The organism is Pseudomonas citri, from assembly GCF_025336485.1.
Taxonomy (GTDB): Bacteria; Pseudomonadota; Gammaproteobacteria; order Pseudomonadales; family Pseudomonadaceae; genus Aquipseudomonas; species Aquipseudomonas citri.
Window position 1 is genome coordinate 278,380 of sequence record NZ_JAODAB010000001.1, and the last position, 23,804, is coordinate 302,183.

General features: G+C 62.9%; 21 protein-coding genes and 1 pseudogene. 9 read left to right on the forward strand and 13 right to left on the reverse strand.

Translation table 11 applies throughout. The annotated features are described in order from the left end of the window. Position 1: 1 nt before the first annotated feature. Both N4Q37_RS01225 and N4Q37_RS01230 read right to left on the reverse strand, forming a co-directional pair. The gene (locus tag N4Q37_RS01225; protein ID WP_260954628.1) at positions 2-538 is read right to left on the reverse strand and encodes a YfiR family protein; all 537 of its coding nucleotides are present in this window, start codon (positions 536-538) and stop codon (positions 2-4) included. Beyond that, the gene (locus N4Q37_RS01230) at positions 535-2,478 is read right to left on the reverse strand and encodes a TonB-dependent receptor plug domain-containing protein (RefSeq protein ID WP_260954629.1); all 1,944 of its coding nucleotides are present in this window, start codon (positions 2,476-2,478) and stop codon (positions 535-537) included. The genes N4Q37_RS01225 and N4Q37_RS01230 overlap by 4 nt, the downstream gene beginning before the upstream one ends. A 392-nt stretch (positions 2,479-2,870) precedes the next feature. On the opposite strand from N4Q37_RS01230, the gene N4Q37_RS01235 reads away from it, so the two are divergent. Then, entirely contained in the window at positions 2,871-3,986 is a 1,116-nt protein-coding gene (locus N4Q37_RS01235; RefSeq protein WP_260954630.1) for a Gfo/Idh/MocA family protein, read from the forward strand. A gap of 167 nt (positions 3,987-4,153) precedes the next feature. Here the strand turns inward: N4Q37_RS01235 and N4Q37_RS01240 are convergent, their stop codons facing one another. Both N4Q37_RS01240 and N4Q37_RS01245 read right to left on the reverse strand, forming a co-directional pair. Further along, positions 4,154-5,596 (reverse strand): FAD/NAD(P)-binding protein, encoded by a 1,443-nt coding sequence (locus tag N4Q37_RS01240; RefSeq protein ID WP_260954632.1) that lies wholly within the window; start codon positions 5,594-5,596, stop codon positions 4,154-4,156. Positions 5,597-5,611: 15 nt separating this feature from the next. Then, positions 5,612-6,175, reverse strand: coding sequence for a helix-turn-helix domain-containing protein (locus tag N4Q37_RS01245; RefSeq protein WP_260954633.1), 564 nt, complete (start codon positions 6,173-6,175; stop codon positions 5,612-5,614). On the opposite strand from N4Q37_RS01245, the pseudogene N4Q37_RS01250 reads away from it, so the two are divergent. The 7 genes and pseudogenes from N4Q37_RS01250 to N4Q37_RS01280 all read left to right on the forward strand — a co-directional run bounded on the left by N4Q37_RS01250 (position 6,170) and on the right by N4Q37_RS01280 (position 13,341). After that, a pseudogene (locus N4Q37_RS01250) lies at positions 6,170-7,206 on the forward strand (DMT family transporter). The gene N4Q37_RS01245 and the pseudogene N4Q37_RS01250 overlap by 6 nt on opposite strands. Before the next feature lie 80 nt (positions 7,207-7,286). After that, the gene (locus N4Q37_RS01255) at positions 7,287-10,211 is read left to right on the forward strand and encodes a monovalent cation/H+ antiporter subunit A (RefSeq protein ID WP_260954636.1); all 2,925 of its coding nucleotides are present in this window, start codon (positions 7,287-7,289) and stop codon (positions 10,209-10,211) included. After that, entirely contained in the window at positions 10,211-10,555 is a 345-nt protein-coding gene (locus N4Q37_RS01260; RefSeq protein ID WP_260954638.1) for a Na+/H+ antiporter subunit C, read from the forward strand. The genes N4Q37_RS01255 and N4Q37_RS01260 overlap by 1 nt, the downstream gene beginning before the upstream one ends. After that, complete coding sequence (locus tag N4Q37_RS01265) at positions 10,552-12,231, forward strand: monovalent cation/H+ antiporter subunit D (RefSeq protein ID WP_260954639.1); 1,680 nt, start codon at positions 10,552-10,554, stop codon at positions 12,229-12,231. Before N4Q37_RS01260 ends, N4Q37_RS01265 begins: the two co-directional genes overlap by 4 nt. Next, entirely contained in the window at positions 12,228-12,716 is a 489-nt protein-coding gene (locus tag N4Q37_RS01270) for a Na+/H+ antiporter subunit E (protein ID WP_260954640.1), read from the forward strand. The genes N4Q37_RS01265 and N4Q37_RS01270 overlap by 4 nt, the downstream gene beginning before the upstream one ends. Then, positions 12,713-12,991: a K+/H+ antiporter subunit F gene (locus N4Q37_RS01275; protein WP_260954641.1), complete on the forward strand. Its 279-nt coding sequence runs from the start codon at positions 12,713-12,715 to the stop codon at positions 12,989-12,991. The genes N4Q37_RS01270 and N4Q37_RS01275 overlap by 4 nt, the downstream gene beginning before the upstream one ends. Next, a complete protein-coding gene (locus N4Q37_RS01280; RefSeq protein ID WP_260954642.1) occupies positions 12,988-13,341 on the forward strand; it encodes a Na+/H+ antiporter subunit G in 354 nt (117 codons plus the stop codon). The genes N4Q37_RS01275 and N4Q37_RS01280 overlap by 4 nt, the downstream gene beginning before the upstream one ends. A 15-nt stretch (positions 13,342-13,356) precedes the next feature. Here N4Q37_RS01280 and N4Q37_RS01285 read toward each other — a convergent pair whose 3' ends face one another. The 3 genes from N4Q37_RS01285 to N4Q37_RS01295 all read right to left on the reverse strand — a co-directional run bounded on the left by N4Q37_RS01285 (position 13,357) and on the right by N4Q37_RS01295 (position 15,574). Continuing rightward, positions 13,357-13,794, reverse strand: coding sequence for a DUF3995 domain-containing protein (locus N4Q37_RS01285; RefSeq protein ID WP_260954643.1), 438 nt, complete (start codon positions 13,792-13,794; stop codon positions 13,357-13,359). A gap of 147 nt (positions 13,795-13,941) precedes the next feature. Then, complete coding sequence (locus tag N4Q37_RS01290) at positions 13,942-14,952, reverse strand: ABC transporter substrate-binding protein (RefSeq protein WP_260954644.1); 1,011 nt, start codon at positions 14,950-14,952, stop codon at positions 13,942-13,944. Positions 14,953-15,124: 172 nt separating this feature from the next. Then, on the reverse strand, positions 15,125-15,574 hold the full coding sequence (locus tag N4Q37_RS01295; RefSeq protein WP_260954933.1) for a hypothetical protein: 450 nt from the start codon (positions 15,572-15,574) through the stop codon (positions 15,125-15,127). 426 nt (positions 15,575-16,000) lie between these two features. Between N4Q37_RS01295 and N4Q37_RS01300 the strand changes: the two genes are divergently transcribed. Continuing rightward, positions 16,001-16,216 (forward strand): hypothetical protein, encoded by a 216-nt coding sequence (locus N4Q37_RS01300; RefSeq protein WP_260954646.1) that lies wholly within the window; start codon positions 16,001-16,003, stop codon positions 16,214-16,216. Positions 16,217-16,280: 64 nt separating this feature from the next. Here the strand turns inward: N4Q37_RS01300 and N4Q37_RS01305 are convergent, their stop codons facing one another. From N4Q37_RS01305 to N4Q37_RS01330, 6 genes are all read right to left on the reverse strand, one after another. Then, complete coding sequence (locus N4Q37_RS01305; protein ID WP_260954934.1) at positions 16,281-17,885, reverse strand: methyl-accepting chemotaxis protein; 1,605 nt, start codon at positions 17,883-17,885, stop codon at positions 16,281-16,283. 177 nt (positions 17,886-18,062) lie between these two features. Further along, the gene (locus N4Q37_RS01310; RefSeq protein WP_072396172.1) at positions 18,063-18,467 is read right to left on the reverse strand and encodes a TraR/DksA family transcriptional regulator; all 405 of its coding nucleotides are present in this window, start codon (positions 18,465-18,467) and stop codon (positions 18,063-18,065) included. A 345-nt stretch (positions 18,468-18,812) separates the two neighbouring features. Next, on the reverse strand, positions 18,813-19,835 hold the full coding sequence (locus N4Q37_RS01315) for an ABC transporter permease (RefSeq protein ID WP_260954649.1): 1,023 nt from the start codon (positions 19,833-19,835) through the stop codon (positions 18,813-18,815). 34 nt (positions 19,836-19,869) lie between these two features. Continuing rightward, positions 19,870-21,426 carry a sugar ABC transporter ATP-binding protein gene (locus tag N4Q37_RS01320; protein WP_260954650.1) on the reverse strand — a complete coding sequence of 519 codons (1,557 nt, stop codon included), beginning with the start codon at positions 21,424-21,426 and terminating at the stop codon, positions 19,870-19,872. A 64-nt stretch (positions 21,427-21,490) separates the two neighbouring features. Next, a complete protein-coding gene (locus tag N4Q37_RS01325; protein WP_260954652.1) occupies positions 21,491-22,417 on the reverse strand; it encodes a sugar ABC transporter substrate-binding protein in 927 nt (308 codons plus the stop codon). Between the two features lie 336 nt (positions 22,418-22,753). Further along, on the reverse strand, positions 22,754-23,794 hold the full coding sequence (locus tag N4Q37_RS01330) for a Gfo/Idh/MocA family protein (protein WP_260954653.1): 1,041 nt from the start codon (positions 23,792-23,794) through the stop codon (positions 22,754-22,756). Between the last annotated feature and the right edge of the window lie 10 nt (positions 23,795-23,804).

Below are 23,804 nucleotides of genomic sequence, written 5' to 3' on the forward strand. Positions count from 1 at the left end.
CCTAGGACCTGTAGGCCACGAAGCTGGCGAGCTTGAGCAGCCGCGAGCTGAAATTGAGGTGCGCACGCTGCGCCGCGATCAGGTTGATGTCGAAGACGATGCGCTGCTCCTGGCGTCGCATCTCGATCATCACACCCCGGTCGGCAAGGCCCGCCGCGTCGGTAATGGTCAGCACCGGCGTGGCGGCAAGCCGTTTCAACAGCTCATCGAGGAACCGGCGGTTGTGCTCGTCGATATAGAGCACCTGGCAACCGGTGAGCGGATCATTGGGCAACACCCAGCGCATTTTTATCGGCAGGCCGTTCTGGACACGCTTGCCCTGCAGGCGGACAAGTTCTGCGTCCAATTGCGTGGTACCGAGCACGCACAATTGGAAATCGGCATCGGGCAGCGTCGGCCACTGGGCAAACAAGGCAAAGTTGTACAGGTAGGCCGCCTTCATGGCGCGCTCATCCACCACCTCGGTATCGGCCCTCGCCACAGGGCTGGACAGGTACAGAGTGATAAGGACAAGTAGATGGAGGGCGGCGGTCTTCATTCGAACGCGTACCCCAGGGTCAGCCAAACGCTGCGCTCGCCGCGCTCGGACAACGCGGCATCGTTTTCGAGCGCGAAGAGCGCGGCATCCTTGTAGCGGCGGTCGAAGAGGTTACGCACCGCCGCCGTGACACTCACACCCGGCACGATTTCCTGGCTGGTGAAGGTCAGGTCGGTGAGGGTATATCCAGCCGCTCGGGTCTCGGGGCCGACCAGACGCCTGCCCACGTAGCGCGCCGCCAGACTCGCGCGCAAACGCTCGCCAACCATCGGCACCGATACCTGCAGCTTGGTCAGGTTGCGCGGTGAATTGATCAGCTCGCGCCCCAGGTCATCTTCCGAATGCTGCCAGGTATGGCTCCCTCGCAGTTCAACGTCACGCCATTGCCATTGCGCTTCCAGCTCGGCGCCTTGGGTATCGATCCGCTCCAGCACCGGTTCCCCGATACGCTTGATCGGGTCAGTGATGTGGTAGCGATAGAGGGTGCCGAGCAAACGAAAATCACCCCGGCGATGGTCGGCCACGAACTCGGTGGTGGTCACACGCTCCGACTCGACGCTTGGGAGTTCGTTGAAGGTCACCTCGTTGCGGCTTGCGAAGCGGGTGGCACTGCCATGGGACAGCGACAGGCTGGTATTTGCCAGCCCGGTATAGACCAGGGCGGTCCGGGGATTGGTACGCAGTTGCGAGTTCTCGGCACTGCGCCGGTCGGCGCGCAGGCCCAGGTTCAGGCTCAGGTCGTGACGCAGCGCGATCTCGTCCTGGGCATACAGGCTGACAGTCTGGGAGTCACTCCAGGTGTGATGCTCGAAATGCTCATCACGCCGGGGAAAATACCGGCGTATCTGCTGATCCTGGCGGTAGTCGTCGCGATACTCGCTGCCCAGCACCAGACGGTGTCCGCTGAAGGCAACACTGCTGACGGTGCCCTCCAGATCCCACCAACGACCGTCGGCAGTAAGGTCCTCGGTGAAGTGGCGCCCGTCATCGATGGGTTCACGATAGGCGTTGCGATAAGCATAGCCGCCATGGGACAGCCGGACAGAGGTTCGGAAGCTGCCAAAATCGGCGTCGTGGCCGAGTTTGAGGAAGTCGTTGCGATCGGAGAAATTCAAGTCGGCATTCAGCGGGATCGTCAGCTCTTGCTGCTTGCGCTCGACAAATGCTCCCTCGACGCTCCAGGCGCCTTGCGAGCCTTTGACAAACAGCCGGTGCGCGCCCATGTCATCGCGTAGGACATCCTCGGTGAGTTGAATATCAGGCAGATCGGCCTGGGATGCCGAAGCTGAAACCAACCACTCGGCACCGTTGTCCAGCCGCGTGCCCCAGCTGGTGCGCACCTTACGATCCCGGCTCGAGCCGGCAGTCATGGCGACCTGGCTGCCATTCAGATCGCGCCCCCGGAGCGTCACCACGTTGATCACGCCGAGGAATGCACCATTGCCGTACAGAGCCGATCCAGGCCCCGGCGCATACTCGACCCGCTCGATCATCTCGGTGTCGAGCAAACCGTCCTCGCCGAGGTAAAGCTGGTTGAAGATATTGTCGGCGACGGGTTGGCCATCGATCCGCAGCATGACGCGCCCGGCGTAGTCGCCTGGTGCCCCGTAGCCACGGCCGCCCAGATAGTAATAGGCACCATCGAAACCGACATTCAGGCCGCGCATGTTGTTCAGGATCTCGCCGAGCGTCCTGTAGCCGAAACGGCGTATTTCCTCGGCCGTAATGACTGAGACAGCCGAGGGCGCGTCGGTGAGCTGCTGCGAGAACTCGGCCGCGCCGACGACTTTGGTTTCGAGCAATTGCTCGAACGGGACGCTGGTCAGGTCCTGGGCCGCCGCCACCTGCGACACCCACCACAGGCCCGACACGCAAAGCGATCCCCGCAAGCGCTGCAAGGCAGGCCGGGATGAGGGCGGATCGTGGGGCGGTGATGGCATGTCTGGGTTTGACTCTCTCGGCCTTGGCGCTGAAGTCTGGGTGTTCGGATCCATCCTGCTTCAGGGGGCCGATGTCAGTGTGCTGCATAAGCTCAAACCGGCGGATTATCTGTCGCAATTTGACAGACAACTCGCAGTGAACCGCTCCTGCACAGAGTGGTGGCAGACTGCCTCATTCCTGATTTCGGCACCATCGGCCCAGGCCTATATTGGCCTGGGCAAATATCGCAGCGGCGTAGGGGATTGCTTACCAGCACCAGGTGGCACTCCGCGAAAACAGCCGGTATTCACTTCAGCCCCATAAATGAATATTTATTCCATAACTTGTATTTTGGGAATATTTATTCCATAAATAATCCTCCTGAAAACAGAATTTCAAAGGGCTCTTTCTCATGCGCGAACTCGGCATCGGTCTGATTGGCACCGGCTTCATGGGCCGTGCCCATGCCTTGGCGTTCCACCATGCCAAAGCGGTGTTCGACCTTCCCCTGAACCTGAAGCTCGCGGCCCTGGCCGACGCCGATCCGCAACGGGCCCGGCAATGCGCGCAAAGCTGGGGGTTCGAAACGGCCCACAGCGACTGGCAACGGTTGATCGACGACCCACAGGTCAACCTGATCGCCATCACTACGCCCAACCACCTGCACTTTCCGATGGCCATGGCGGCGCTGGCAGCGGGCAAACCGGTGTATTGCGAAAAGCCCCTGGCGGTGTCCCTGGAACAAGCCGAGCGGATGCGCCAAGCGGCCAAGGCTGCCGGGGCGGTGACCCGGGTCGGCTACAACTACCAGCACAACCCCATCATCCAATTGGCGCGGGAGATGATCCAGCGTGGGGAGCTGGGGCGGATCATCAGCTTCCAAGGCGAATTCAGCGAAGACTTCATGGCCGACCCGACCTCGCCGTGGTCCTGGCGCTGCGAAGCGGCCCACGCCGGTGGCGCACTGGCGGACCTAGGCAGCCACCTACTGGCCATGGCCCGGCACCTGGTGGGTGATGTCGAGGCAGTGTGCGCCGACAGCCAGACCGTGCATAACCAACGCCCCGTCAGCGTTGGCAATCCCGAGCGACGCGCGATTGTCGTGGACGACCAGGTCCACGCCCTGCTGCGCTTCACCCATGGCGCCCGGGGTACGGTGAGCAGCAGTTGGCTCAAGCACGGCTACAAGAATCACTTGAGTTTCGAAATCAGCGGCACCCTGGGTACGCTGGCGTTCGATCAGGAACGCCTCAATGAGCTGCGTCTGTGTCGCGCCGGCCAGCCGGGTTTCCAGCGTCTGCTGGCCGGCCCGGAGCTACCGGGCTACGCCGCGTTCAGCCCGGCGGCCGGGCATCAGCTGGGGTACAACGAACTGAAGACACTCGAAGTACAGGAACTGGTCATGGCCCTCGCTGGTGAGGGTGGCGGTGGAACGGATTTCGAAGAAGCCTGGGAAGTCGAGCGCCTGGCGGCGGCGATTCGGCTGGCGGCGCGGGAGGCGCGGTGGGTGACCATCAATGAGCTGTAACGTCTAGCGCTCCCTCGCCATGGGATTTGCGGTGCCTGGACTGGTGTCATCGCGAGCAAGCTTTGCTCCCACACAGGGTTGCCACTGTCCGCAAATCAGGCATCCAGTTTGGCCCGCTGAGGGAGCAAAGCTTGCTCGCGATGGCCATCTTGCCTTCACCCCAAAGCTCAAGATTGGGTTTGCAATTCAACCAACCGCGCCGCCAGCGCCTTGGCCTGGCTTGCCACATCAGTCACGGCGGTGCTTTCCCACCACATCCCGCGCAGCGGCGGGCCCATGGCGAACAAGCGACTGGAGGGCTCGCCCCGGGCATCCAGCACCGCGCCGTCGGGACGCGCGGCGATGCCCAGGGCCAATGGGCCGGGCTGGACTAGGCCGCGGGCCAACAATTGTTGTGGCAAGGGTCGCGCCACCCGCCGCCAGTCATATTCAATGCCGCTGGAGTTGATCAGCGCAGCGCCCTGCACCACCGTCAGCCCGCTTTCGCCCCGTCGTCGAATGCTGATACTCAACGTTCCCTGTTCGGACGCTGCCAGCCCCTTGAACGACGCCGCGTGAATCCGCAATCGCCCCTCTTCATGCAGACGCGCCACCAGTTCGGCGCTCAACGGTGGCGAGCGATGGTGATGACTCTCCCACCAGGGCCGCACATGCCGCACGAACTGCCGGCGTTGCACGTCGCTGGCCTGGCTCCACAAACGCCCGATGTGTGCACGCACCGTGTCCAGCGGCGCCTGCCAATCGATGCCCTGGGCCTGGGCCTGGCGGCACTGCTCGCGCAAGGCCCGCATTAACTGGCGGGGTGAACGCAGGCTGTGATCCTCGGCCAGAAAATCCACCCAGGCAGGCGGCTGGCGGCGCACGTGGGGCAACAGGCCATGGCGGGAAAACACTTCGATCGGCCCGCGGTGCCCGGCCTGTTCCAACGACACCACGGCGTCGACCATGGTCAACCCCGAGCCGATGATCAGCACCGTGGCCTGCGGATCGAGCTGGCGCATCGCGGCCACATCCCAGGGATCCAGGGCCGCGGCATTCAAGCCGCTGGATTGGGTTTGCGGGGTTCGCGCCGCCGCGAACATGCCGGTGGCCAGCACGGCGAAACAGCCACGCAAGCGTTGGCCGTCGTCCAACGTCAGCACCACGGCATCGTCGCAAAACCGCAGGTCCACGACTTGCGCGCGCACGTGCTCGGCCGTCGAACCGTTTTGTGCTCCCCACTCACGAGCCTCGGCCAGACGTTGCTGCACATACAGGCCAAACATTCCCCGGGGTGGAAACAACTCGCTGATCGGCACCGACTGCTGGGCCGACTCGGGCCAGTGACCGGCCTCGATGAACGCGGTGAGCCATTGGGTCAGGTCATCGGCGTTGTCGGGATCGACGCTCATCCGCGCCGCGTTGCCGTTCAACGTGTGACCAAGCTCCACGGCACTGTAGGCCTCGCCCCGGCCCAATTCGCTGCGCGGCTCGACAACCAGCACCTCGCGTCGCCCCGGCAGGCGCAGCAACTGTGCCGCCAGCATCGCGCCGCTCAGGCCACCGCCGATGATCAGCACATCGGCCTCACGAGTGGTGCCGTCTCCTTGTCGATCCAACGTTGCCTCCATACCGCTCTCCAGGAATCAAATCACCACGTTGCGCACGAATCTCGTCGCCAGCGGGCCATCGTTGCGATAGGCATGGGGCTGGTTGCTGGCGAACATGAAGAACTCGCCGGCAGCGATCCGCCGTTCCTCACTGCCCAGCAGCAGGGTCAGGCAGCCTTCGAATACGTAGAGCTGTTCGCTCCAGCCATCGTTGTCAGGTTCCGAAGAGTAATGCTCGCCGGGTTCCAGGCGCCACTCCCAGAGCTCCACTTCGCGGCTGGCGGTGGCCTTGGCCAGTAACACGGCTTTACTGCCAGCAATCGTCCCAGCCCAGGCCAGTTCATTGATGCGGCTCGGATCACGGGCGTCGGGGGCCTGGATCAAATCACTGAAGGCCACGTCCAGGGCTTCGGCCACGCGGTCCAGGGTGGTCAGGCTGACGTTCTTCTCCCCCGCCTCGATGGCCACCAGCATCCGCCGGCTGACCCCGGAAAGCTCCGCCAACGCGCTCTGGCTGAGCTGCGCGGCGTGACGCAGGCGCCGGACATTCTGGCTGACGTGTTGCAGGACGGAGGCCCGCTGGCCGTTTTCTTTGTGCACTATATTGCTCACAGGTTGGGGTTGCGCATTATACTGCCCAACTTCTATTCGGGCGCATTGTGCGTCCGCCTCAATTGGCGCGCAAGGTCATGACATCGGCGAACTCCCCCCAGGTTTCCCCTCATTTCTCCCGATTCAGCAAAGCCGAATGCGTGCTGGTGCTGATCACCATGATCTGGGGCGGCACCTTCCTCCTGGTCCAGCACGCCATGACCGTCAGTGGACCGATGTTTTTCGTCGGCTTGCGCTTCGCCGCCGCAGCCGCGTTCGTCGCGCTGTTCTCCTGGCGCCACCTGCGGGAGTTGACCCTATTCGAACTCAAGGCCGGCGCCTTCATCGGCGTGGCGATCATGCTCGGCTATGGCTTGCAGACCGTCGGCCTGCAAACCATCCCCAGCAGCCAGTCGGCGTTCATCACCGCGCTCTACGTGCCCTTCGTGCCGCTGCTGCAATGGCTGGTGCTGGGCCGTCGGCCAGGCTTGATGCCCAGCCTCGGCATCATGCTGGCGTTCACCGGCCTGATGCTCGTGTCGGGACCGGCCGGGGCGTCGCTGAATTTCAGCGCCGGTGAAATCGCCACGCTGGTCAGCGCCATTGCAATTGCCGCCGAAATCATCCTCATCAGCGCCTACGCCGGCCAGGTCGATGTGCGCCGCGTCACCGTGGTACAACTGGCAAGCACCGCCGTATTGGCGTTCCTGATGGTGGTACCGACCCAGGAAACGATCCCGGATTTTTCCTGGTTGCTACTCGCCAGCGCCGTCGGCCTGGGAGCGGCCAGCGCGGCAATCCAGGTGGCGATGAACTGGGCGCAGAAAAGCGTCTCGCCCACCCGCGCCACGCTGATCTACGCCGGCGAACCGGTGTGGGCCGGCATCGCCGGACGCCTGGCGGGCGAGCGGCTGCCGGCAATTGCCTTGTTCGGCGCGGCGCTGATCGTGGCGGCGGTGATTGTCAGCGAGCTGAAGATGCGGGGCAAAGAGGTCGAGGTCAGTACACCGCAAAGTCAGAAAACTCCACCTATCTTGTAGGATTCTGCGACACCCTCGCGGTTGGTGATCCGGAACACGCCACGTATGATCCCCGCTATCCACCCGCCGAATAGAAGCCTATGTCACTGATAGTTCTATTGCTTTTGCCCTTCATCGGCAGCTGTGTCGCGGCGCTGTTGCCGCATAACGCCCGTAACACCGAATCATTGCTGTCGGGTCTCGTGGCCCTGGTCGGCACGGTCCAGGTGGCCTTGTTGTATCCGCAGGTCGCCGACGGCGGTGTGATCCGCGAGCACTATGCCTGGTTGCCCAGCCTGGGCCTGGATTTCGTGTTGCGCCTGGATGGCTTCGCCTGGCTGTTTTCGTTGCTGGTGCTGGGCATTGGCGCGCTGGTGTCGCTGTACGCCCGCTATTACTTGTCGCCAGCGGATCCGGTGCCGCGTTTCTTCGCCTTTTTCCTGGCGTTCATGGGTGCCATGCTCGGGCTGGTGATCTCCGGCAACCTGATCCAGATGGTGTTCTTCTGGGAACTGACCAGCCTGTTCTCGTTCCTGCTGATCGGCTATTGGCATCACCGCGCCGACGCTCGCCGCGGGGCCTACATGGCCCTGATGGTGACCGGTGCTGGCGGGCTGTGCCTGTTGGCGGGGGTGATGCTGCTCGGCCATGTGGTGGGCAGCTATGACCTGGACAAGGTCCTGACCGCCGGCGAGCTGATCCGCGCCCATGCCCTCTACCCCGTCCTGCTGTCGTTGATCCTGATAGGCGCCTTGAGCAAAAGCGCCCAGTTCCCGTTCCACTTCTGGCTGCCCCACGCCATGGCCGCGCCCACGCCGGTGTCGGCGTACCTGCACTCGGCAACCATGGTCAAGGCCGGCGTGTTCCTGCTGGCGCGGCTGTGGCCATCGCTGTCGGGCAGCGAACAATGGTTCTACATGGTCGGTGGCGCAGGTGCATGTACGCTGATGCTGGGCGCCTACTGCGCGATGTTCCAGAACGACCTCAAGGGCCTGCTGGCCTACTCCACTATCAGTCACCTGGGACTGATCACCCTGCTGCTGGGCCTGAACAGCCCGCTGGCGGCGGTGGCGGCGGTATTCCACGTGCTCAACCACGCCACGTTCAAGGCCTCGCTGTTCATGGCCGCCGGGATCATCGACCACGAAAGTGGCACCCGGGACATTCGCCGGCTCAGCGGCCTGGTGCGGCTGATTCCATTTACGGCGACCCTGGCGATGGTGGCCAGTGCGGCCATGGCCGGGGTGCCGCTGCTCAATGGGTTCCTGTCCAAGGAAATGTTCTTCGCCGAGACCGTGTTCATCTCCGCCACGGCCTGGGTCGAGCTGGCGCTGCCGATCATCGCCACCCTCGCCGGGACTTTCAGTGTCGCCTACTCCCTGCGTTTCAGTGTGGATGTGTTCTTCGGTCCCACCGCCACCGACCTGCCCCACACCCCTCACGAACCCCCGCGCTGGATGCGCGCGCCGGTGGAGTTGCTGGTGTTCACCTGCCTGGTGGTGGGGATTTTCCCGGCCCAGGTGGTCGGCTCGCTGCTCGCCGCGGCCGCGTTGCCGGTGGTGGGCGGGACGCTGCCCGAATACAGCCTGGCGATCTGGCATGGCCTGAACGCACCGATGATCATGAGCCTGGTGGCGATGTCCGGCGGGATCGTGCTTTACCTGTTGCTGCGTAACCGACTCAAGCAGGGGCACATCAAACGCCCACCGTTCATTGGCCGGCTCAGCGGCAAGCGGCTGTTCGAGCGCTGCCTGATATCGATGATGCGCCAGGGACGACACCTGGAGCGGCGGCTCAGTACCCGCCGCCTGCAAACCCAGTTGTTCTGGCTGGTACTGGCCGCCGTGCTCGCCGGGGCGATCCCGATGCTGCACAGCAACCTGGCCTGGGGCGACCGGCCGAAGATCCCCGGCTCCATCGTCTTCGTCACCTTGTGGCTGCTGGCGATTGCCTGTGCCCTGGGCGCGGCATGGCAGGCCAAGTATCACCGGCTCGCGGCCCTGACCATGGTCAGCGTCTGCGGCCTGATGACCTGCGTGACCTTCGTCTGGTTCTCCGCCCCCGACCTGGCCCTGACCCAACTGGTGGTGGAAGTGGTTACCACGGTGCTGATCCTGCTGGGCCTGCGCTGGCTGCCACGGCGGATCGAGGACGCTTCGCCCCTGCCCAACAGTGAGCGGCGCGCCCGTGTGCGGCGCCTGCGCGACTTGCTGTTGTCCACGGCGGTGGGTGGAGGCATGGCGCTGTTGGCCTACGCCATGCTGACCCGCCAGACGCCCAACGACATTTCTTCGTTCTACTTGAGCCGCGCCCTGCCCGAAGGCGGCGGCAGCAACGTAGTGAACGTGATGCTGGTGGATTTCCGTGGCTTCGACACCCTCGGGGAAATCACCGTGCTGGTGGCCGTGGCCCTGGCGGTATTTGCCTTGTTGCGACGGTTTCGCCCGCCGAAGGAGAGCATGCAACTGCCCGCGCAACAGCGCCTGCTGGCGCCGGACGTGGTCACCGACCTGGTCAACCCACGGCACGCCAGCGACACCGCGCTGGGTTTCATGATGGTGCCCTCGGTGCTGGTGCGCCTGCTGCTGCCCATCGCCCTGGTGGTGTCGTTCTACCTGTTCATGCGCGGCCACAATCAGCCGGGCGGCGGCTTCGTGGCCGGGCTGGTGATGTCAGTGGCGTTCATCCTGCAATACATGGTCGCCGGCACCCAATGGGTCGAGGCGCAAATGCGCCTGCGACCGCTGCGCTGGATGGGCACCGGGCTGTTTTTCGCCACGGCCACGGGCCTCGGGGCGATGGCCGTGGGCTATCCGTTCCTGACCACCCACACCTGGCATGTCGAGGTTCCCCTGCTGGGAGATCTGCATGTCGCCAGTGCGCTGTTCTTCGACATCGGGGTATACGCCGTGGTGGTCGGCTCGACGCTGTTGATCCTCACCGCCCTGGCCCACCAGTCGGTGCGGGCCCATAAGCCGGGCCTGCAACCCAAACCCATCGCCCCCCTCGAAGGAGCCAACACCTGATGGAAGAAGTCATCGCAATCGCCGTCGGCGTTCTGGCCGCCTCGGGCGTCTGGCTGGTGCTGCGCCCACGGACCTTCCAGGTGGTCATGGGCCTGTGCCTGCTGTCCTATGGCGTCAACCTGTTCATCTTCAGCATGGGCAGCCTGTTCATCGGCAAGGAGCCAATCATCAAGGACGGCGTGCCCCAGGACCTGCTGCACTACACCGACCCGTTGCCCCAGGCCCTGGTGCTGACAGCCATCGTCATCAGCTTCGCCATGACCGCGCTGTTCCTGGTGGTGTTGCTGGCTTCCCGGGGCCTGACCGGCACCGACCATGTGGACGGCCGGGAGCCCAAGCAATGAGCCTGACGCCGCACCTGATTGCCGCGCCCATCCTGCTGCCGCTGCTGACCGCCGCGTTGATGCTGATGCTGGGCGAGAAACACCGTCCGCTCAAGGCGCGGATCAACCTGTTCTCCAGCCTGCTGGGCCTGGGCATTGCCGTGCTGTTGCTGCGCTGGACCCTGGACCAGGCCGAGCCCGCCTCCATCGGCGTGTACCTGCCAGGTAACTGGCAGGCGCCGTTCGGCATCGTGCTGGTGGTCGATCACCTGTCGGCACTGATGCTGGTGCTGACCGGCATCATCGGCGTCTGCGCCTTGCTGTTCGCCACGGCCCGCTGGCACGGCGCCGGGGCGAGCTTCCACGCTTTGTTCCAGATCCAACTGATGGGCCTGTATGGCGCTTTTCTCACCGCGGACCTGTTCAACCTGTTCGTGTTCTTCGAGGTACTGCTGGCCGCGTCCTACGGCCTGATGCTCCATGGCTCGGGCCGGGCACGGGTGTCGTCGGGGCTGCATTACATCTCCATCAACCTGCTGGCCTCGTCGCTGTTCCTGATCGGTGCGGCACTGATCTACGGCGTCACCGGCACCTTGAACATGGCCGACCTGGCCCTGAAGATCCCGCTGGTGCCGGAAGCCGACCGCGGCCTGTTGCACGCCGGCGCCGGCATCCTCGCAGTGGCGTTCCTGGCCAAGGCTGGCATGTGGCCGCTGAATTTCTGGCTGGTGCCGGCCTACAGCGCCGCCAGTGCGCCGGTGGCGGCGCTGTTTGCGATCATGACCAAGGTCGGCGTCTACACCATCCTGCGTTTGTGGACGTTGCTGTTCTCCGGCCAGGCCGGCGCCTCGGCGTATTTCGGCGCCGACTGGCTGGTCTATGGCGGCATGGCGACCATCGTCTGCGCCGCCATCGCCATTCTCGCCGCCCAGCGTCTGGAGCGCATGGCCAGCCTGAGCATCCTGGTCTCGGCCGGGATCCTGCTGTCCGCGATCGGCTTCGCCCAGCCCAACCTGGTGGCAGCGGCGCTGTTTTACCTGGTGAGCTCGACCCTGGCGCTGTGCGCGCTGTTCTTGCTGGCGGAGTTGATCGAACGCTCGCGCTCGGCCAACGAACCGGCCCTGGACGACGACCTCGATACGCTGCCGCGACCGCTCGAATCCTTGCAGCCGCCCAAGGGCATCAACCTCGATGACGAACAAAAAGCCGTGGTCGGGCAAGTGATTCCCTGGACCATGGCCTTCCTTGGCTTGAGCTTTATCTGCTGCGCGCTGCTGATTATCGGCATGCCGCCGTTGTCGGGGTTCATCGCTAAACTGAGCCTGCTGAGCGCCCTGCTCAATCCCCAGGGGCTGGGGGCCAGCGAACCGCTGTCGAAACCGGCGTGGGGCTTGCTGGCATTGCTCATCCTCTCGGGGCTGGCGTCGCTGATTGCCTTTTCGCGGCTGGGCATCCAGCGTTTCTGGACGCCACAGGAGCGCCCGTCGCCGCTGCTGCGGCCGTTCGAATGCCTGCCGATCATCGTCCTGCTGGGCTTGGGCATCGCCCTGACGTTCAAGGCCGAGCCGCTGCTGCGCTACACCCGGGCGAGCGCCGATGCGCTGAACAACCCGGAACATTACGTGATGTCGGTGCTGGCCACCCGTGCCGTGCCCAGCCCCGAAGCCCGCGCCGCGTTGCTGGAGGTGCAGCCATGAAGCGTCTGTTCCCCGCGCCGTGGCTGTCCTTGGCGCTGTGGCTGCTGTGGCTGGTGTTGAACGCGTCCCTCAGTGCCGGTCATCTGCTGCTGGGCGCGGCATTGGGCCTGCTGGCGCCGCTGCTGATGCGTCCGTTGCGCCCTCGGCCCATCCACATCCGCCGACCGTGGGCGATGCTGCGGTTGTTCCTGCGGGTGGGCCGCGACGTGCTGGCCTCCAACCTGACGGTGGCCTGGGGCGTGCTGAACGCCGACCGGCGCCCGCCCCGCTCACGGTTCATCAAGGTGCCGCTGGACCTGAGCGACGCCAACGGCCTGGCGGCGTTGTCGATGATCACCACGGTGATTCCCGGAACGGTCTGGTCGGAGCTGGCGCTGGATCGCAGCATCCTGTTGATGCATGTGTTCGACCTGGAGGACGAGGCGTCATTCATCGCGCACTTCAAGACCACCTACGAGCGACCGTTGATGGAGATTTTCGAATGACCCCGCTGCTGTCCAATGCGATCCTGTTGAGCCTGTTCCTGTTCTCCCTGGCGATGGTCCTGACGCTGGTGCGCCTGTTCAAGGGACCTTCGGCGCAGGATCGGGTCTTGGCCTTGGACTATCTGTACATCGTGGCGATGCTGATGATGCTGGTGCTGGGCATCCGTTACGCCAGCGACACCTATTTCGAGGCGGCGCTGCTGATCGCCCTGTTCGGCTTTGTCGGCTCGTTTGCCCTGGCCAAGTTCCTGTTGCGCGGCGAGGTGATCGAATGACCGGCGAACTGTCGATGTGGGTGCAGATCCCGGTGGCGATCCTGCTGGTGTGCGGCAGCTTCTTCGCCTTGACCGGCGCCATCGGCCTGGTGCGCTTGAAGGACTATTTCCAGCGCATGCACCCGCCGGCCCTGGCTTCGACGCTGGGCGCCTGGTGCGTGGCGCTGGCCTCGATCGTGTATTTTTCCGCCCTCAAGTCCGGGCCGGTGCTGCATGCCTGGCTGATCCCGATCCTGCTGTCGATCACCGTGCCGGTGACCACCCTGCTGCTGGCCCGCGCGGCGTTGTTTCGCAAGCGCATGGCCAGGGATGACGTGCCGGGGGAAGTGAGCAGTCGCAAAGACGATTAACCGCTTTTATAAGGCTCAGGCCCAGGCCACCGCCAATAGCCCAGCCCCCAGCACCACGCACAGCGGCGAGTACACCCAGGTGTCAAGCCGGGCGAAGGTCGAGCCCTTGACTTCCTTGAAGAAGCCCACCAGCTCCGACTCGCCGATGGCCCGGGCGAACATCAGCAAGGCAATCGCGCTGATCAGCCATTGCAACGCCCGATGGGTGACCGGCTGCGCCAGCAGGCCGACCCGCAGGCTGACCAACACGGCAATCAGCAACAGCGCCAGGGCTACCAGGAGCGTCAGCCAGCCCGATGGATCGAATGCCGGACGCAGCCCACTGCCCTGTTTCACCGGCACCTGGGGCACCACCGCCCGGGTCGCCCAGCGCCCACCCAGGGCCCAATACAAATGGATCAAGCTGATGGCCGCAAACGTTGCGACCAGCGTCCGTGCCAATAAAAGCGTCATTCGCCAGCCTCCTGTAAAGGTTGAACAATTATCCTAGCTTGAATTCGGCATCTCGCTATGACGGGCGCAGACTGCCAGTTTCCGGCGAAGGACTCATTGCCCAGGATCAAGAGTTCGGCCGACGCGCAGGCACTTTTCGTACAAAGCCTAGAGACCGGCGGCGACCTTGTCCGCCACCTCCTTGGGCAACCAGGCCTGCCAGACCTGCGGGTAGTCCTTGAGGAACGCTCGCGCGGCTTCACGGGGCGGTGTGCGTTTTTCATTCATCTGCGCCAACGCCTTGTTCAGCGGTTCGATGGGCAAGTCGACCTTGCTGAAGAATTCGGTAATGTCCGGGTGCTGCTGCTGGAACGGTGCCGACACGCCAATCGACAGTTTCGAGGCCAGTGAACGGGTCGGTTTCGGGTCGGGATTGTCGGCGTCGGTCAGGGTTTTCCAGGCCTGGGCGTCAAATGGCGGCTCTTGCAACTGCACCAGTTTGAAGCGTCCCAGCAGCGGCGTCGGCGACCAGTAGTAGAACAGGACCGGTTTGCCGCGACGGATCGACGAGGTGATTTCCGCGTCCAGCGCCGCCCCCGAGCCACTGCGAAAGTTCACGAAGCTGTCGTCCAGGCCGTAGGCCTTGAGCTTCTGTTTATTGACCACTTCCGACGTCCAGCCGATCGGGCTGTTGAGGAAGCGCCCCTTGTCCGGGCTCTCCGGGTCCTTGAACACATGCTTGTAGCGCGCCAGGTCCTGGACGCTGCGCAGGTCCGGCGCCAGGGGCTTGAGGCCCTTGGCCGGGTCGCCCTTGATGACATACTCCGGGACCCACCAACCTTCTGTCGCGCCTTTGACCGTATCGCCCAGGGCGATCACTTTGCCTTCGGCCTCGGCCTTGACCCAAACGGGGCTGCGCCCGGCCCACTCTTCGCCGATCACCTGGATGTCGTTATTGGCCAGGGCGGTTTCCAGGGTAATGGTGGTGCCGGGCAACGTATCGGTCGACAAGCCATAGCCCTTTTCGACGACGATTCGCAGGATCTCGGTGATCAGGCTGCCACTTTCCCAATTCAAGTCGGCAAAGTGGATCGGCGCCGAGGCGGCCGATGCCGGGAATGACGAAACCAACACAGCACAGGTGGCCCAGGCAGCCAGCCACTGTCGAACTCGTTTCATGCTTTGCACCTCGTGCCAGATACAGTCATCGCTGAACGGTCCTGCGCAACCAAACGCAAGCCCCTGAAGATTTCAGTCCACTGACTGTAGCCGAGGTTCCAGCGAAGCCTTGCGAAACAGGCCAAAGACCCGCGAATGCGCAGTCCAGGTTCGTTTCACCGGCCCGGACACATCACTCGCTGGCCTTGAAGCTCACGAGCTCGCCCTTGCGCCACTTGGCGGCCTTGGCGGTCACCGCCTTGAGGGTCTTGGTCAAGCCTTCCTGCAACTGTTCGTCGGCAGCGAATACGGTCACCACGCTGTGGCCTTCCTTGAACAGGATGGCATGCCCACCGGTGGTCGTGACGAACGCATAGTCGCCCAGGCCATAGACCGTCAATTTGATCTCGCGAAAACGGATTTCAAACTTGCCGCCCTCACGGCTCGGCAGCACCGCTGCACGAAAGTGGTCGCCGACCTTGAGTTCAAGCCTGGGCTTGTCATCCACCACCAACGCCGATTCGGTGTCGATTTCGGCCACGTAGATGCCTTCCGCGGTCTGTTCGGTGACGTAGACGAAACGTGACTGGAATTGCTTGACCAGTTTTGCCCGCAGATCACCCAATACAAACAACGCGTGCATGTCGAGATTACTAACTGCCAAGGAAACATCCCCATCTTTCTGAAAACGGTCCACTCCCTGGAAGGGACGGACCAATAGAACCCGTGCCGACTGCAATGTCGCAATGGACTGTCACTGAAATTCGAAGTGGGCGGCGCGCCCCATCCTGGACCCGAGCAGACTAAAGGTTGCCGCTCTTGCCGTCTTTCCCGGGGGGTCGTCAGAGGTCGAAGGAAAACGCCACTCTGCGTATCGGAAAAGGAGGATTACTAACTTTAGGGAAATTTCGTACTTAAAAAAGCATTTTTCTGACATCGAGCCCAAAAAAAATTGCTTTAGATAGGCGCAGCCGTCCATACCGTGCTGCCGATTCTAGAGCAGCAAGTGCTGTGGAGACTACATGAAGTATTCGGTAATTCGTCGGTAAACCATAGAAAAGGAATTCACATGGACACTTTCGCAACCTTGAATCAACCCGTTGAACTTTGCATTAGCGGGATCGATTGCCTTCCTGTGGCGTTGATCCAGCCACGCTATCGGGTCGTCCTGGCCGGCAAATGTTTCTTTCATATCGAGGAAACCTCGACTGGACGTGTAAGAGGTTTCCGCACCGATCACAACGAGGCCTGCTACCTGGCCAGGCATCTGGAACGAAGCGCCTGAGGACTGCGGGGGCGCCGATCGCACGCCTTGCGCTCGTGCGCCTCAGATAAGGATGACAACCGGGCTAGCGCGGCTTCTCAGGTTTGTAGCCCAGCCGCAAGCCACCCCAATGGCGGCCCTTGAGCATGATCGGCACGGAGAGGTCATGCATCAATTCGCCGGTGTCGCGGGTATAGGTTTGCAGCAGCACCGGTTGTTGATGGCTGCCACAGCGAATCCCAGTGCGGTCGGAAAATTTGCGCTTGGTCCGGTTGTTCAGCGTGTCCACTTGCGGGTCGCCGGTCAGCGGCTGGCTGAAGACCTTGTTATGGGTGGGCACGTAGCCCTGCTGGGTGCAGGCAATCGCAAACACCAGCCCCTCGTGCCGGGCCAGCAACGGTTCCTGGATCGCCGGCAGCACCTGGTCGGTGTAGCGGTCGAAACGGGTCTGGTACTTGGCCGGCTGGGTGTTGGGGATGGCCTGGTAGTTGCGGTCGAACAGGTCCTCCAGGCTGACACGCCCTTGGTCGATATCGGCCTCGAACTGCGCGGCGATCTGGCTCGCGCCCTCCCGCGCCAGGTCATAGACCCTTTGGTGATAGTCGTCGAGGCCCACCTCGGCCAGGCGCTCACTGATGGTCTCGGCCTGCCCCTCCATCTGCACCGCTGCTTCGGCCAGGCGCTGGGTCTGCTGGTCGCTGATGGCCAGGTCGCTGCGCATCTGTTCGATGGCATGGAACAGGCTGTCGAGTTGTTCGCGGTTGGTGTCGGTGCCCTGGGCGATGGCGCTGACCTGGGTCTCGACACCGGCCGCGAGCCGGGCGATGTTATCCAGGTGCTCGCCGGTGTGCTCGACCTGTTGCACGCCACTGTCCAGGTCAGCGGCCAGTTGGCGGATCTGCTCCACCACCTGGGCGGTACGTTGCTGGATGTCTTCCACCATCACGCCGACTTCGCCGGTGGCCGCCGCCGTACGCCCGGCCAGGCCACGGACTTCATCGGCCACTACCGCAAACCCACGGCCATGCTCGCCCGCCCGGGCAGCCTCGATGGCGGCGTTCAGCGCCAACAGGTTGGTCTGGCTGGCAATCGATTGGATCACCAGGGTGACCCGTTGGATTTCGTCGCTGCGCACACTCAACGCCTCGATCAACTCGCGGCTGTCGTTGGCGCGTTGGCTGAGCTGATGCATGCGGCTGATGGACTCCACCAGTTCGCCGCGTCCGGCCACGCTGCTGCGATGGGCCTCGCTGGCCGCACCCAAGGCCTGTTGGCTCAATTGTGAAGTGGCCTGTTCGGTGGCGATCATCGCTTCGGCATTGCCGACGATCTGCGCCGCCGCGTCGAGTTGCGACTGGACCTTGCCGGCCAACTGCCTGACCGAATAAGCGACACCCGCCGCCGACAGCGCGTTATGGCTGGTGGTGTAGGACAGGTCGCGGGTCAACTCCGCCAGGTTGTCAGTCGTGGGGGCAGGCACCGTCGCCATGCGCGAGCGCAGGCGCGGCAACCAGACGATAAGCATGACCAGCGGCAGCACCAGGTACAGCGACCAGCCGCCCAGCGTCATACCGCACAGCAGCAATGCGAGGGCGAGACTCTGCAAGGTCGGCGTCAACCAGCGCGCCGTGCTTTTTGTTTCAGGTACCGAGGCCGGCACAGCGCCCGCCAGCGTTCCGTCTGTCGCCATGTTCATCACCCACATTCTCGTTGTTATGACCGCATTAAACGCCACTACCGGGCCATTATCCATGGTCCATTAGTCGCGTTCTTGCAGTAGGTCAACGAGGTGGGCAAACAGGCGCACAAAAGCAAAAGATCGCGACCTTCTTCAAAAAGGTCGCGATCTTTTGTGAAAAAGCGCGAATCAGGCCTGACGCTGGTGCTTGTCGATCTGCTCGTGACGTTCCTGGGCTTCGATGCAGTACTTGGTGGTCGGGCTGATCAGCAGGCGCTTGAGGCCAATAGGCTCACCACTGTCGTCGCACCAGCCGAAGCTGTCGTCGTTGATGCGGTCCAGGGCCTGCTCCAGTTGAGGCAGCATGCGCTGGTCGCGATCGATGGCGTTGACCAGCCAGGTACGCTCTTCTTCTACGGAAGCAGCGTCGGCCGGGTCAGCCGGGGAATCCAGGCTCTCAATGGCGATTCGGTTCTGTTCGATGCGCTCGTGGGTTTCGACTTTCATGTTCTGCAACAGCTTGGTGAAGAAAGCCAGCTGCTCGGCATTCATGTAGTCATCCGCCGGCATGGCCAGCAACTTTTCCTTTGTCATTGATTTCTCTATAAAAAAACGTGCATTAAGGCGAATTATGGAGCGTCCCGCACCAGGCTTTGTACAACCCCTGAGTTGCCACGCTCATCGGGAAGGCGCCGTCTATACCCAAGCGCCACCCGGCACTCAATTTACGAGGGGCGGCAGTCTAAGGCCGAGTCGAGGCATCAGCAACTGAAAACATAGGGAAAATGTCCGACAACCCCTGCAAATGTTCTCTGACAAGCTTTCGGTGGTCATCGGAGTGCGTTTATAACAAGAAATTCGCCGCAATGGCTGTATCAAGAAGACAAATGGCAACGCCACGCCCATTAGGCGTGGCGCTTTGTCGCAACCCAGGGCTGTTTAACGCTTGAGCTTGCGTTTGTTGCGGTACTGGTCGATCACCACCGCCACCACAATGATCAGGCCCTTGATGATGTCCTGGATGTAGGCATCGACACCGACAAAAGTAAACCCGCTGGCCATCACCCCGAGGATCAGCGCGCCGATCACTGTCCCGGTGATGCGCCCCACCCCACCCGCCAGGCTGGTACCGCCAATCACCGCCGCCGCGATGGCGTCCAGTTCATAAGACATGCCCATGCCCGCCTGACCGGTCGCCGCCCGCGCCGAGGCCACCACCCCGGCAAGCCCCGACAGCAACCCGGCGATGCTGTAGACGATCACCAGATGCCGCTTGACGTTGATCCCCGAGGTGCGCGCCGCCTGCATGTTGCCGCCGATGGCGTAGGTGTACTTGCCATACTTGGTGTAGCGCAAGGCAATGTGGAAGATCACCGCCACCACCAGGAAGATGATCACTGGCATCGCACCATGGCCAATGGCGGTGTAGGAATCCGACAACATGCTCACCGGTTGGCCTTCGGTGTAGTAGCGCGCCAGGCCACGGGCCGAGACCATCATGCCGAGGGTCGCAATGAAGGGCGGAATGCCCGTGACGGCGATGATGCTGCCGTTGATCGCCCCGGCCAGCAGCCCGACGCCGAGCCCCGCCGCCACCGGCATCCACACCGGCAGGTCGGTCAGCGAGGGGAACACCGCCCGGGCGAAATCCGAGGTCTGGGCCAGGCTGGCCGCGATCATGGCCGACAACGCCAGCACCGAGCCGGACGACAGGTCGATGCCGGTGGTGATGATCACCTGGGTCACGCCGATGGCCAGCAGGCCGATGATCGACACCTGCAGGATCATCAACACCAGGCGCTGGGAATTCATCAGGAAACTCTGGTCGCGCATGATCCAGCCGAACAGCTCGAACACCAGGCCGATGCCAATCAACACCAGGAAGATGCTCAGTTCCGTCGGCCACCGTCGGCGCGTCCGGGCCGGTGCCGCCGCGGGTTTGTTTTCCAGTATTGCGTTCATAGCCACTTACCTTTTTTATCTGTGGCGACTGGCATCAGGCCAGGCCCGAAGCCAGTTGCATCACGCGTTCCTGGGTCGCTTCGCTGCGGTCGAGGGTGCCCATCAGCTCGCCCTCGTGCATGACCATGACCCGGTCGCTCATACCCAACACCTCCGGCAGTTCCGAGGAAATCATGATCACCGCCATGCCTTCGCTGGCGAGGTAGGCAATCAGCCGATAAATCTCGGCCTTGGCGCCGACATCAATGCCGCGGGTGGGTTCGTCGAGGATCAGGATCCGCGGGTTGGTCATCAGCCAGCGCGCCAGCAGGGCTTTTTGCTGGTTGCCGCCGGACAAGGTGTCGATGCACTGTTCCAGGGACGGGGTCTTGACCCGCAGCTTCTTGCACATGTCTTCACACAAGGCGCGCAAGGCTTTCTGTTGGATGAAGCCGTTGCCGACGTAATGGGGCAGCACGGCCATCTCCATGTTTTCCAGCACCGACAGGCACGGGAACAGCCCGCTGAGCTTGCGGTCTTCGGTCAACAGGGCAAAGCCCTTTTCGATCGCCATGTGCGGGTCACTGATGCGCACCGGTTGACCGTCCAGCAGGATCTCGCCACCGGTGCAGGGGGTGACGCCAAAGATCGCTTCGGCCACGTTGGTGCGGCCCGAACCCATCAACCCGGCGATGCCCAGAATCTCCCCGGCATGCAAGTCGAAGGACACTCCCTTGAACACACCTTCCAGGCTCAGGTCGCGCACCGACAGCATCAAGGGGCCGATGGGTTTTTCCCGTTCCGGGAACAACTGGCTCAACTGGCGCCCGACCATCATCGAGATCAAGCCGTCACCGTCCAGGCTGTCGGCCCGTTGCAGGCCGATGTAGGCGCCGTCGCGAAACACCGCCACTTCATCGGCGATGGCGAACACTTCATTCATTTTATGGGTGATGTAGATGATGCCCTTACCCTGGGCCTTGAGGTCGGCGATGATCGAGAATAGATGGGCGACTTCCGTCTCGGTGATGGCCGAGGTCGGCTCGTCCATGATCAGGATGTCGGAGTCATACGAAACGGCCTTGGCGATTTCCACCATCTGCCGCTCGGCGATGCTCAGGTTGCCCACCTGCTCTTCGGGGTCGAGGTCGATCCGCAGGCGCTCCAGCAGCCTGGCGGTGCAACGGTGCATTTCCCGATGATCGATCATGTGCAGGCCGTTGAGCTGTTCGCGACCGATCCAGATGTTCTCGGCGATGCTCATGTGGGGCATCAGGTTCAGTTCCTGATGGATCATCGCGATACCGGCCTGCAAGGCCGCCAGCGGGGTGTCGAACGTCACCGGCCGGCCCCGCAGGCGCAACTCGCCGGCGTCGGGCTGATGAATGCCGGCAATGATTTTCATCAGGGTGGATTTGCCCGCGCCGTTCTCGCCCATCAAGGCCAGCACGGAGCCGGGGCGAACCCGCAGTTGCACATCGGACAGGGCCACCACACCAGGAAAGCCCTTGCTGACATTGACGACTTCCAGCAGGTACGGTTCGTCAGGTATTACGTCCGGTCGGAACGTCATCGCCGCCGGGGCGCTCGAAGCAGTCGCTGAAGCGAACATGGTCAGGTACTCCCTCGGCAAGGTCGCGCTGCGCCCTTGCCTCTTTATTGTTAGGGGTAGGACGTCACTTGAACTGATCGACGTTTTCCGGCGTGATCAGACGATACGGCACCCACACCGCTTGTTCGACCGGCTGCTTCTTGACCATTTTCACCGCCGTGTCGATCGAGCCATCGGCCTGGCCCTTGGCATCCTGGAACACCGACACCGCCATCTCGCCCTTCTTCACCGCGTTCAAACCATCCGGCGTGCCGTCGACACCGGCAATCAACACACTGCCCTTCTCTTTGCCGGCGCCTTTGAGGGCCATGGCGGCACCGATGGCCATCTCGTCATTGTTGGCTACCACGGCATTGAACTCGCGACCCTGGGTCAGCCAGTCGTTCACCAGGGTCATGCCCTTGTCCCGCAACCAGGTGCCGGTCTGTTCCTGCTCGATCTTGATGTTCGGGTACTTGGCGAGCACTTCCTTGACGCCCTTGGTGCGGTTGGTGGTGGAGTTGTTGGCCAGGTCACCCAGCAGGATCACGATGTCACCCTTGCCAGCCATTTTCTCGGCCAGGTACTGCATCTGCATCCGCCCGGCCTCCAGGTCATCTGAGGCGACGGTCACCACGCCGGCGGGCAGCTTCAGGTCATCGGGACGACGGTTGACGTAGACCAGCGGGATCCCGGCGGCCACGGCGGACTGGGTGATGCGCTGGGTCGCGGCGGTGTCCACCGGGTTGACGATAATCGCGTCGACCTTCTGGCTGACGAAGCTTTCAACCTGGCTCAGTTGCTTGACCACATCGCTGCGAGCGTCCTCGAACTGCAAGGTGACGCCGTCCGGCAGGGACTTGGCTTTCTTGTCCATGGATTCACGCAGGTAGGTCAGCCAGGTGTCGTCGAACTGCGACATGCTGACGCCGATCTTCAGGTCCGCCAGGGCAGCGCCGCTGGTGAGCATCAGCGACAGGGCCAGCGAGGCGATACGGGTCTTGGTCTTCATGAACGGTCTTTCTCCACTTTTTTGTTGGTCTTATGGATAAGGCGTAGCGAATCTTAGGAACGAAGCAGCCGCGCGATGGGCGCACCAGGCATGCGACACCGCTCGGCGACCTGGCGTTGCAGGCACAGGGATCGGGACAAGGGAAGGACTGCGGACAAGTACTGGAGGTGAGGCAGATGAAACGCAAAACGGTTGAAGGTTTTCATCGACGGTACCTGGCTGTGTTTCTTGTTGTTGTTTCGTCCGTCAGGAACGGACAGGGTTGTCGGTCACCTGGAATCGACTTTATTGGAAAATATTTTCCATATCAACAAATTTTAGAATTTAAATAGCTTTTCATTCATGGCCTACTGGCGCAGGCAGAACAACGACTTCACCCCGTTCGGCGCTTTGGCGAGCGGCGTCCAGAATACGCGTGGTCGCCAGGGCATCGCGGGACGCCACCGGCAATGGACCAGCGCTCTGCAATGCGTTCCGCAAGTGCTGATAGAACGTTATCCAGCATCCTCGTTCCGAGGCCACCCGTTCCCGTTCGGTGCCGTGCTCGAACCAGCCCCAACGTCGATGTTCTTCGGTTCCCCAGCGTTCGCCCTCGGTTGCCGGGCTCAACCCGGCGAGCGCCTGGGCCTCCTGCCCATCGAGGCCTTCGACGGTGTAACAACCCTCGGTGCCGTTTACTCTGAAGCGTGGACGCGCGGCGTTTTGTAAACAGTTGCCACTCAGGTGCGAGACCACGCCGCCAGCATGGCTCAAGGCCATGAAGAAACCGTTGTCGAACACCTGGCCTGGCTGGCGGTACTCCAGCTCGGCGTAGACCCGGACCACCGGCCCGAACAGTTGCAGCGCCTGGTCCACCAGATGGCTGCCCAGGTCCCGCAGGAAACCGCCACCGTTACCCTTGCCGACCGAGGTCGGCGAATAGCGCTCGACGCTGGACTCAAAACGCAGGACCTGCCCCAGGGCACCGGAGTCCAGCAGTTTGCGCACGGTGAGGAAATCCGAGTCCCAGCGGCGGTTCTGATACACGCTCAACGGCACCTGGCGGCGCTCGGCCGCGAGGACCATGGCCTCGGCCTGTTCGGCGTCATGGGCGAACGGCTTGTCGCTGACCACCGCCACGCCAAGCTCGATCGCTTGCATCACAATGGCCGGGCGACTGTCCAACGGCGTGGAAACCACCACCGCATCGACGCCGGCCGCGACCAATTGTTCGAGCGTATCGAAGGCCTCGACGTGCGGATGATCACTCGCCAGTTGCCGGCGCCGCTCGGCGGACCGGGTCACCACCCCGACGAACGTCGCCCCGGGCAGGCTGCTGATCAGCGGCGCATGAAAAAATCGCCCGCCCTTGCCGTAGCCGACTAGACCGATTCGCATGAAGACTCCT

Excerpts from the sequence above, each read along its gene's own strand:
- N4Q37_RS01320 (WP_260954650.1), bottom strand. The coding sequence starts at position 21,426 with ATGTTCGCTTCAGCGACTGCTTCGAGCGCCCCGGCGGCGATGACGTTC.
- N4Q37_RS01230 (WP_260954629.1), bottom strand. The coding sequence starts at position 2,478 with ATGCCATCACCGCCCCACGATCCGCCCTCATCCCGGCCTGCCTTGCAG.
- N4Q37_RS01275 (WP_260954641.1), top strand. The coding sequence starts at position 12,713 with ATGACCCCGCTGCTGTCCAATGCGATCCTGTTGAGCCTGTTCCTGTTC.
- N4Q37_RS01240 (WP_260954632.1), bottom strand. The coding sequence starts at position 5,596 with ATGGAGGCAACGTTGGATCGACAAGGAGACGGCACCACTCGTGAGGCC.
- N4Q37_RS01300 (WP_260954646.1), top strand. The coding sequence starts at position 16,001 with ATGGACACTTTCGCAACCTTGAATCAACCCGTTGAACTTTGCATTAGC.
- N4Q37_RS01285 (WP_260954643.1), bottom strand. The coding sequence starts at position 13,794 with ATGACGCTTTTATTGGCACGGACGCTGGTCGCAACGTTTGCGGCCATC.
- N4Q37_RS01225 (WP_260954628.1), bottom strand. The coding sequence starts at position 538 with ATGAAGACCGCCGCCCTCCATCTACTTGTCCTTATCACTCTGTACCTG.
- N4Q37_RS01260 (WP_260954638.1), top strand. The coding sequence starts at position 10,211 with ATGGAAGAAGTCATCGCAATCGCCGTCGGCGTTCTGGCCGCCTCGGGC.
- N4Q37_RS01235 (WP_260954630.1), top strand. The coding sequence starts at position 2,871 with ATGCGCGAACTCGGCATCGGTCTGATTGGCACCGGCTTCATGGGCCGT.
- N4Q37_RS01330 (WP_260954653.1), bottom strand. The coding sequence starts at position 23,794 with ATGCGAATCGGTCTAGTCGGCTACGGCAAGGGCGGGCGATTTTTTCAT.
- N4Q37_RS01270 (WP_260954640.1), top strand. The coding sequence starts at position 12,228 with ATGAAGCGTCTGTTCCCCGCGCCGTGGCTGTCCTTGGCGCTGTGGCTG.
- N4Q37_RS01265 (WP_260954639.1), top strand. The coding sequence starts at position 10,552 with ATGAGCCTGACGCCGCACCTGATTGCCGCGCCCATCCTGCTGCCGCTG.
- N4Q37_RS01295 (WP_260954933.1), bottom strand. The coding sequence starts at position 15,574 with ATGCACGCGTTGTTTGTATTGGGTGATCTGCGGGCAAAACTGGTCAAG.
- N4Q37_RS01305 (WP_260954934.1), bottom strand. The coding sequence starts at position 17,885 with ATGGCGACAGACGGAACGCTGGCGGGCGCTGTGCCGGCCTCGGTACCT.
- N4Q37_RS01325 (WP_260954652.1), bottom strand. The coding sequence starts at position 22,417 with ATGAAGACCAAGACCCGTATCGCCTCGCTGGCCCTGTCGCTGATGCTC.
- N4Q37_RS01315 (WP_260954649.1), bottom strand. The coding sequence starts at position 19,835 with ATGAACGCAATACTGGAAAACAAACCCGCGGCGGCACCGGCCCGGACG.
- N4Q37_RS01255 (WP_260954636.1), top strand. The coding sequence starts at position 7,287 with ATGTCACTGATAGTTCTATTGCTTTTGCCCTTCATCGGCAGCTGTGTC.
- N4Q37_RS01280 (WP_260954642.1), top strand. The coding sequence starts at position 12,988 with ATGACCGGCGAACTGTCGATGTGGGTGCAGATCCCGGTGGCGATCCTG.
- N4Q37_RS01290 (WP_260954644.1), bottom strand. The coding sequence starts at position 14,952 with ATGAAACGAGTTCGACAGTGGCTGGCTGCCTGGGCCACCTGTGCTGTG.
- N4Q37_RS01310 (WP_072396172.1), bottom strand. The coding sequence starts at position 18,467 with ATGACAAAGGAAAAGTTGCTGGCCATGCCGGCGGATGACTACATGAAT.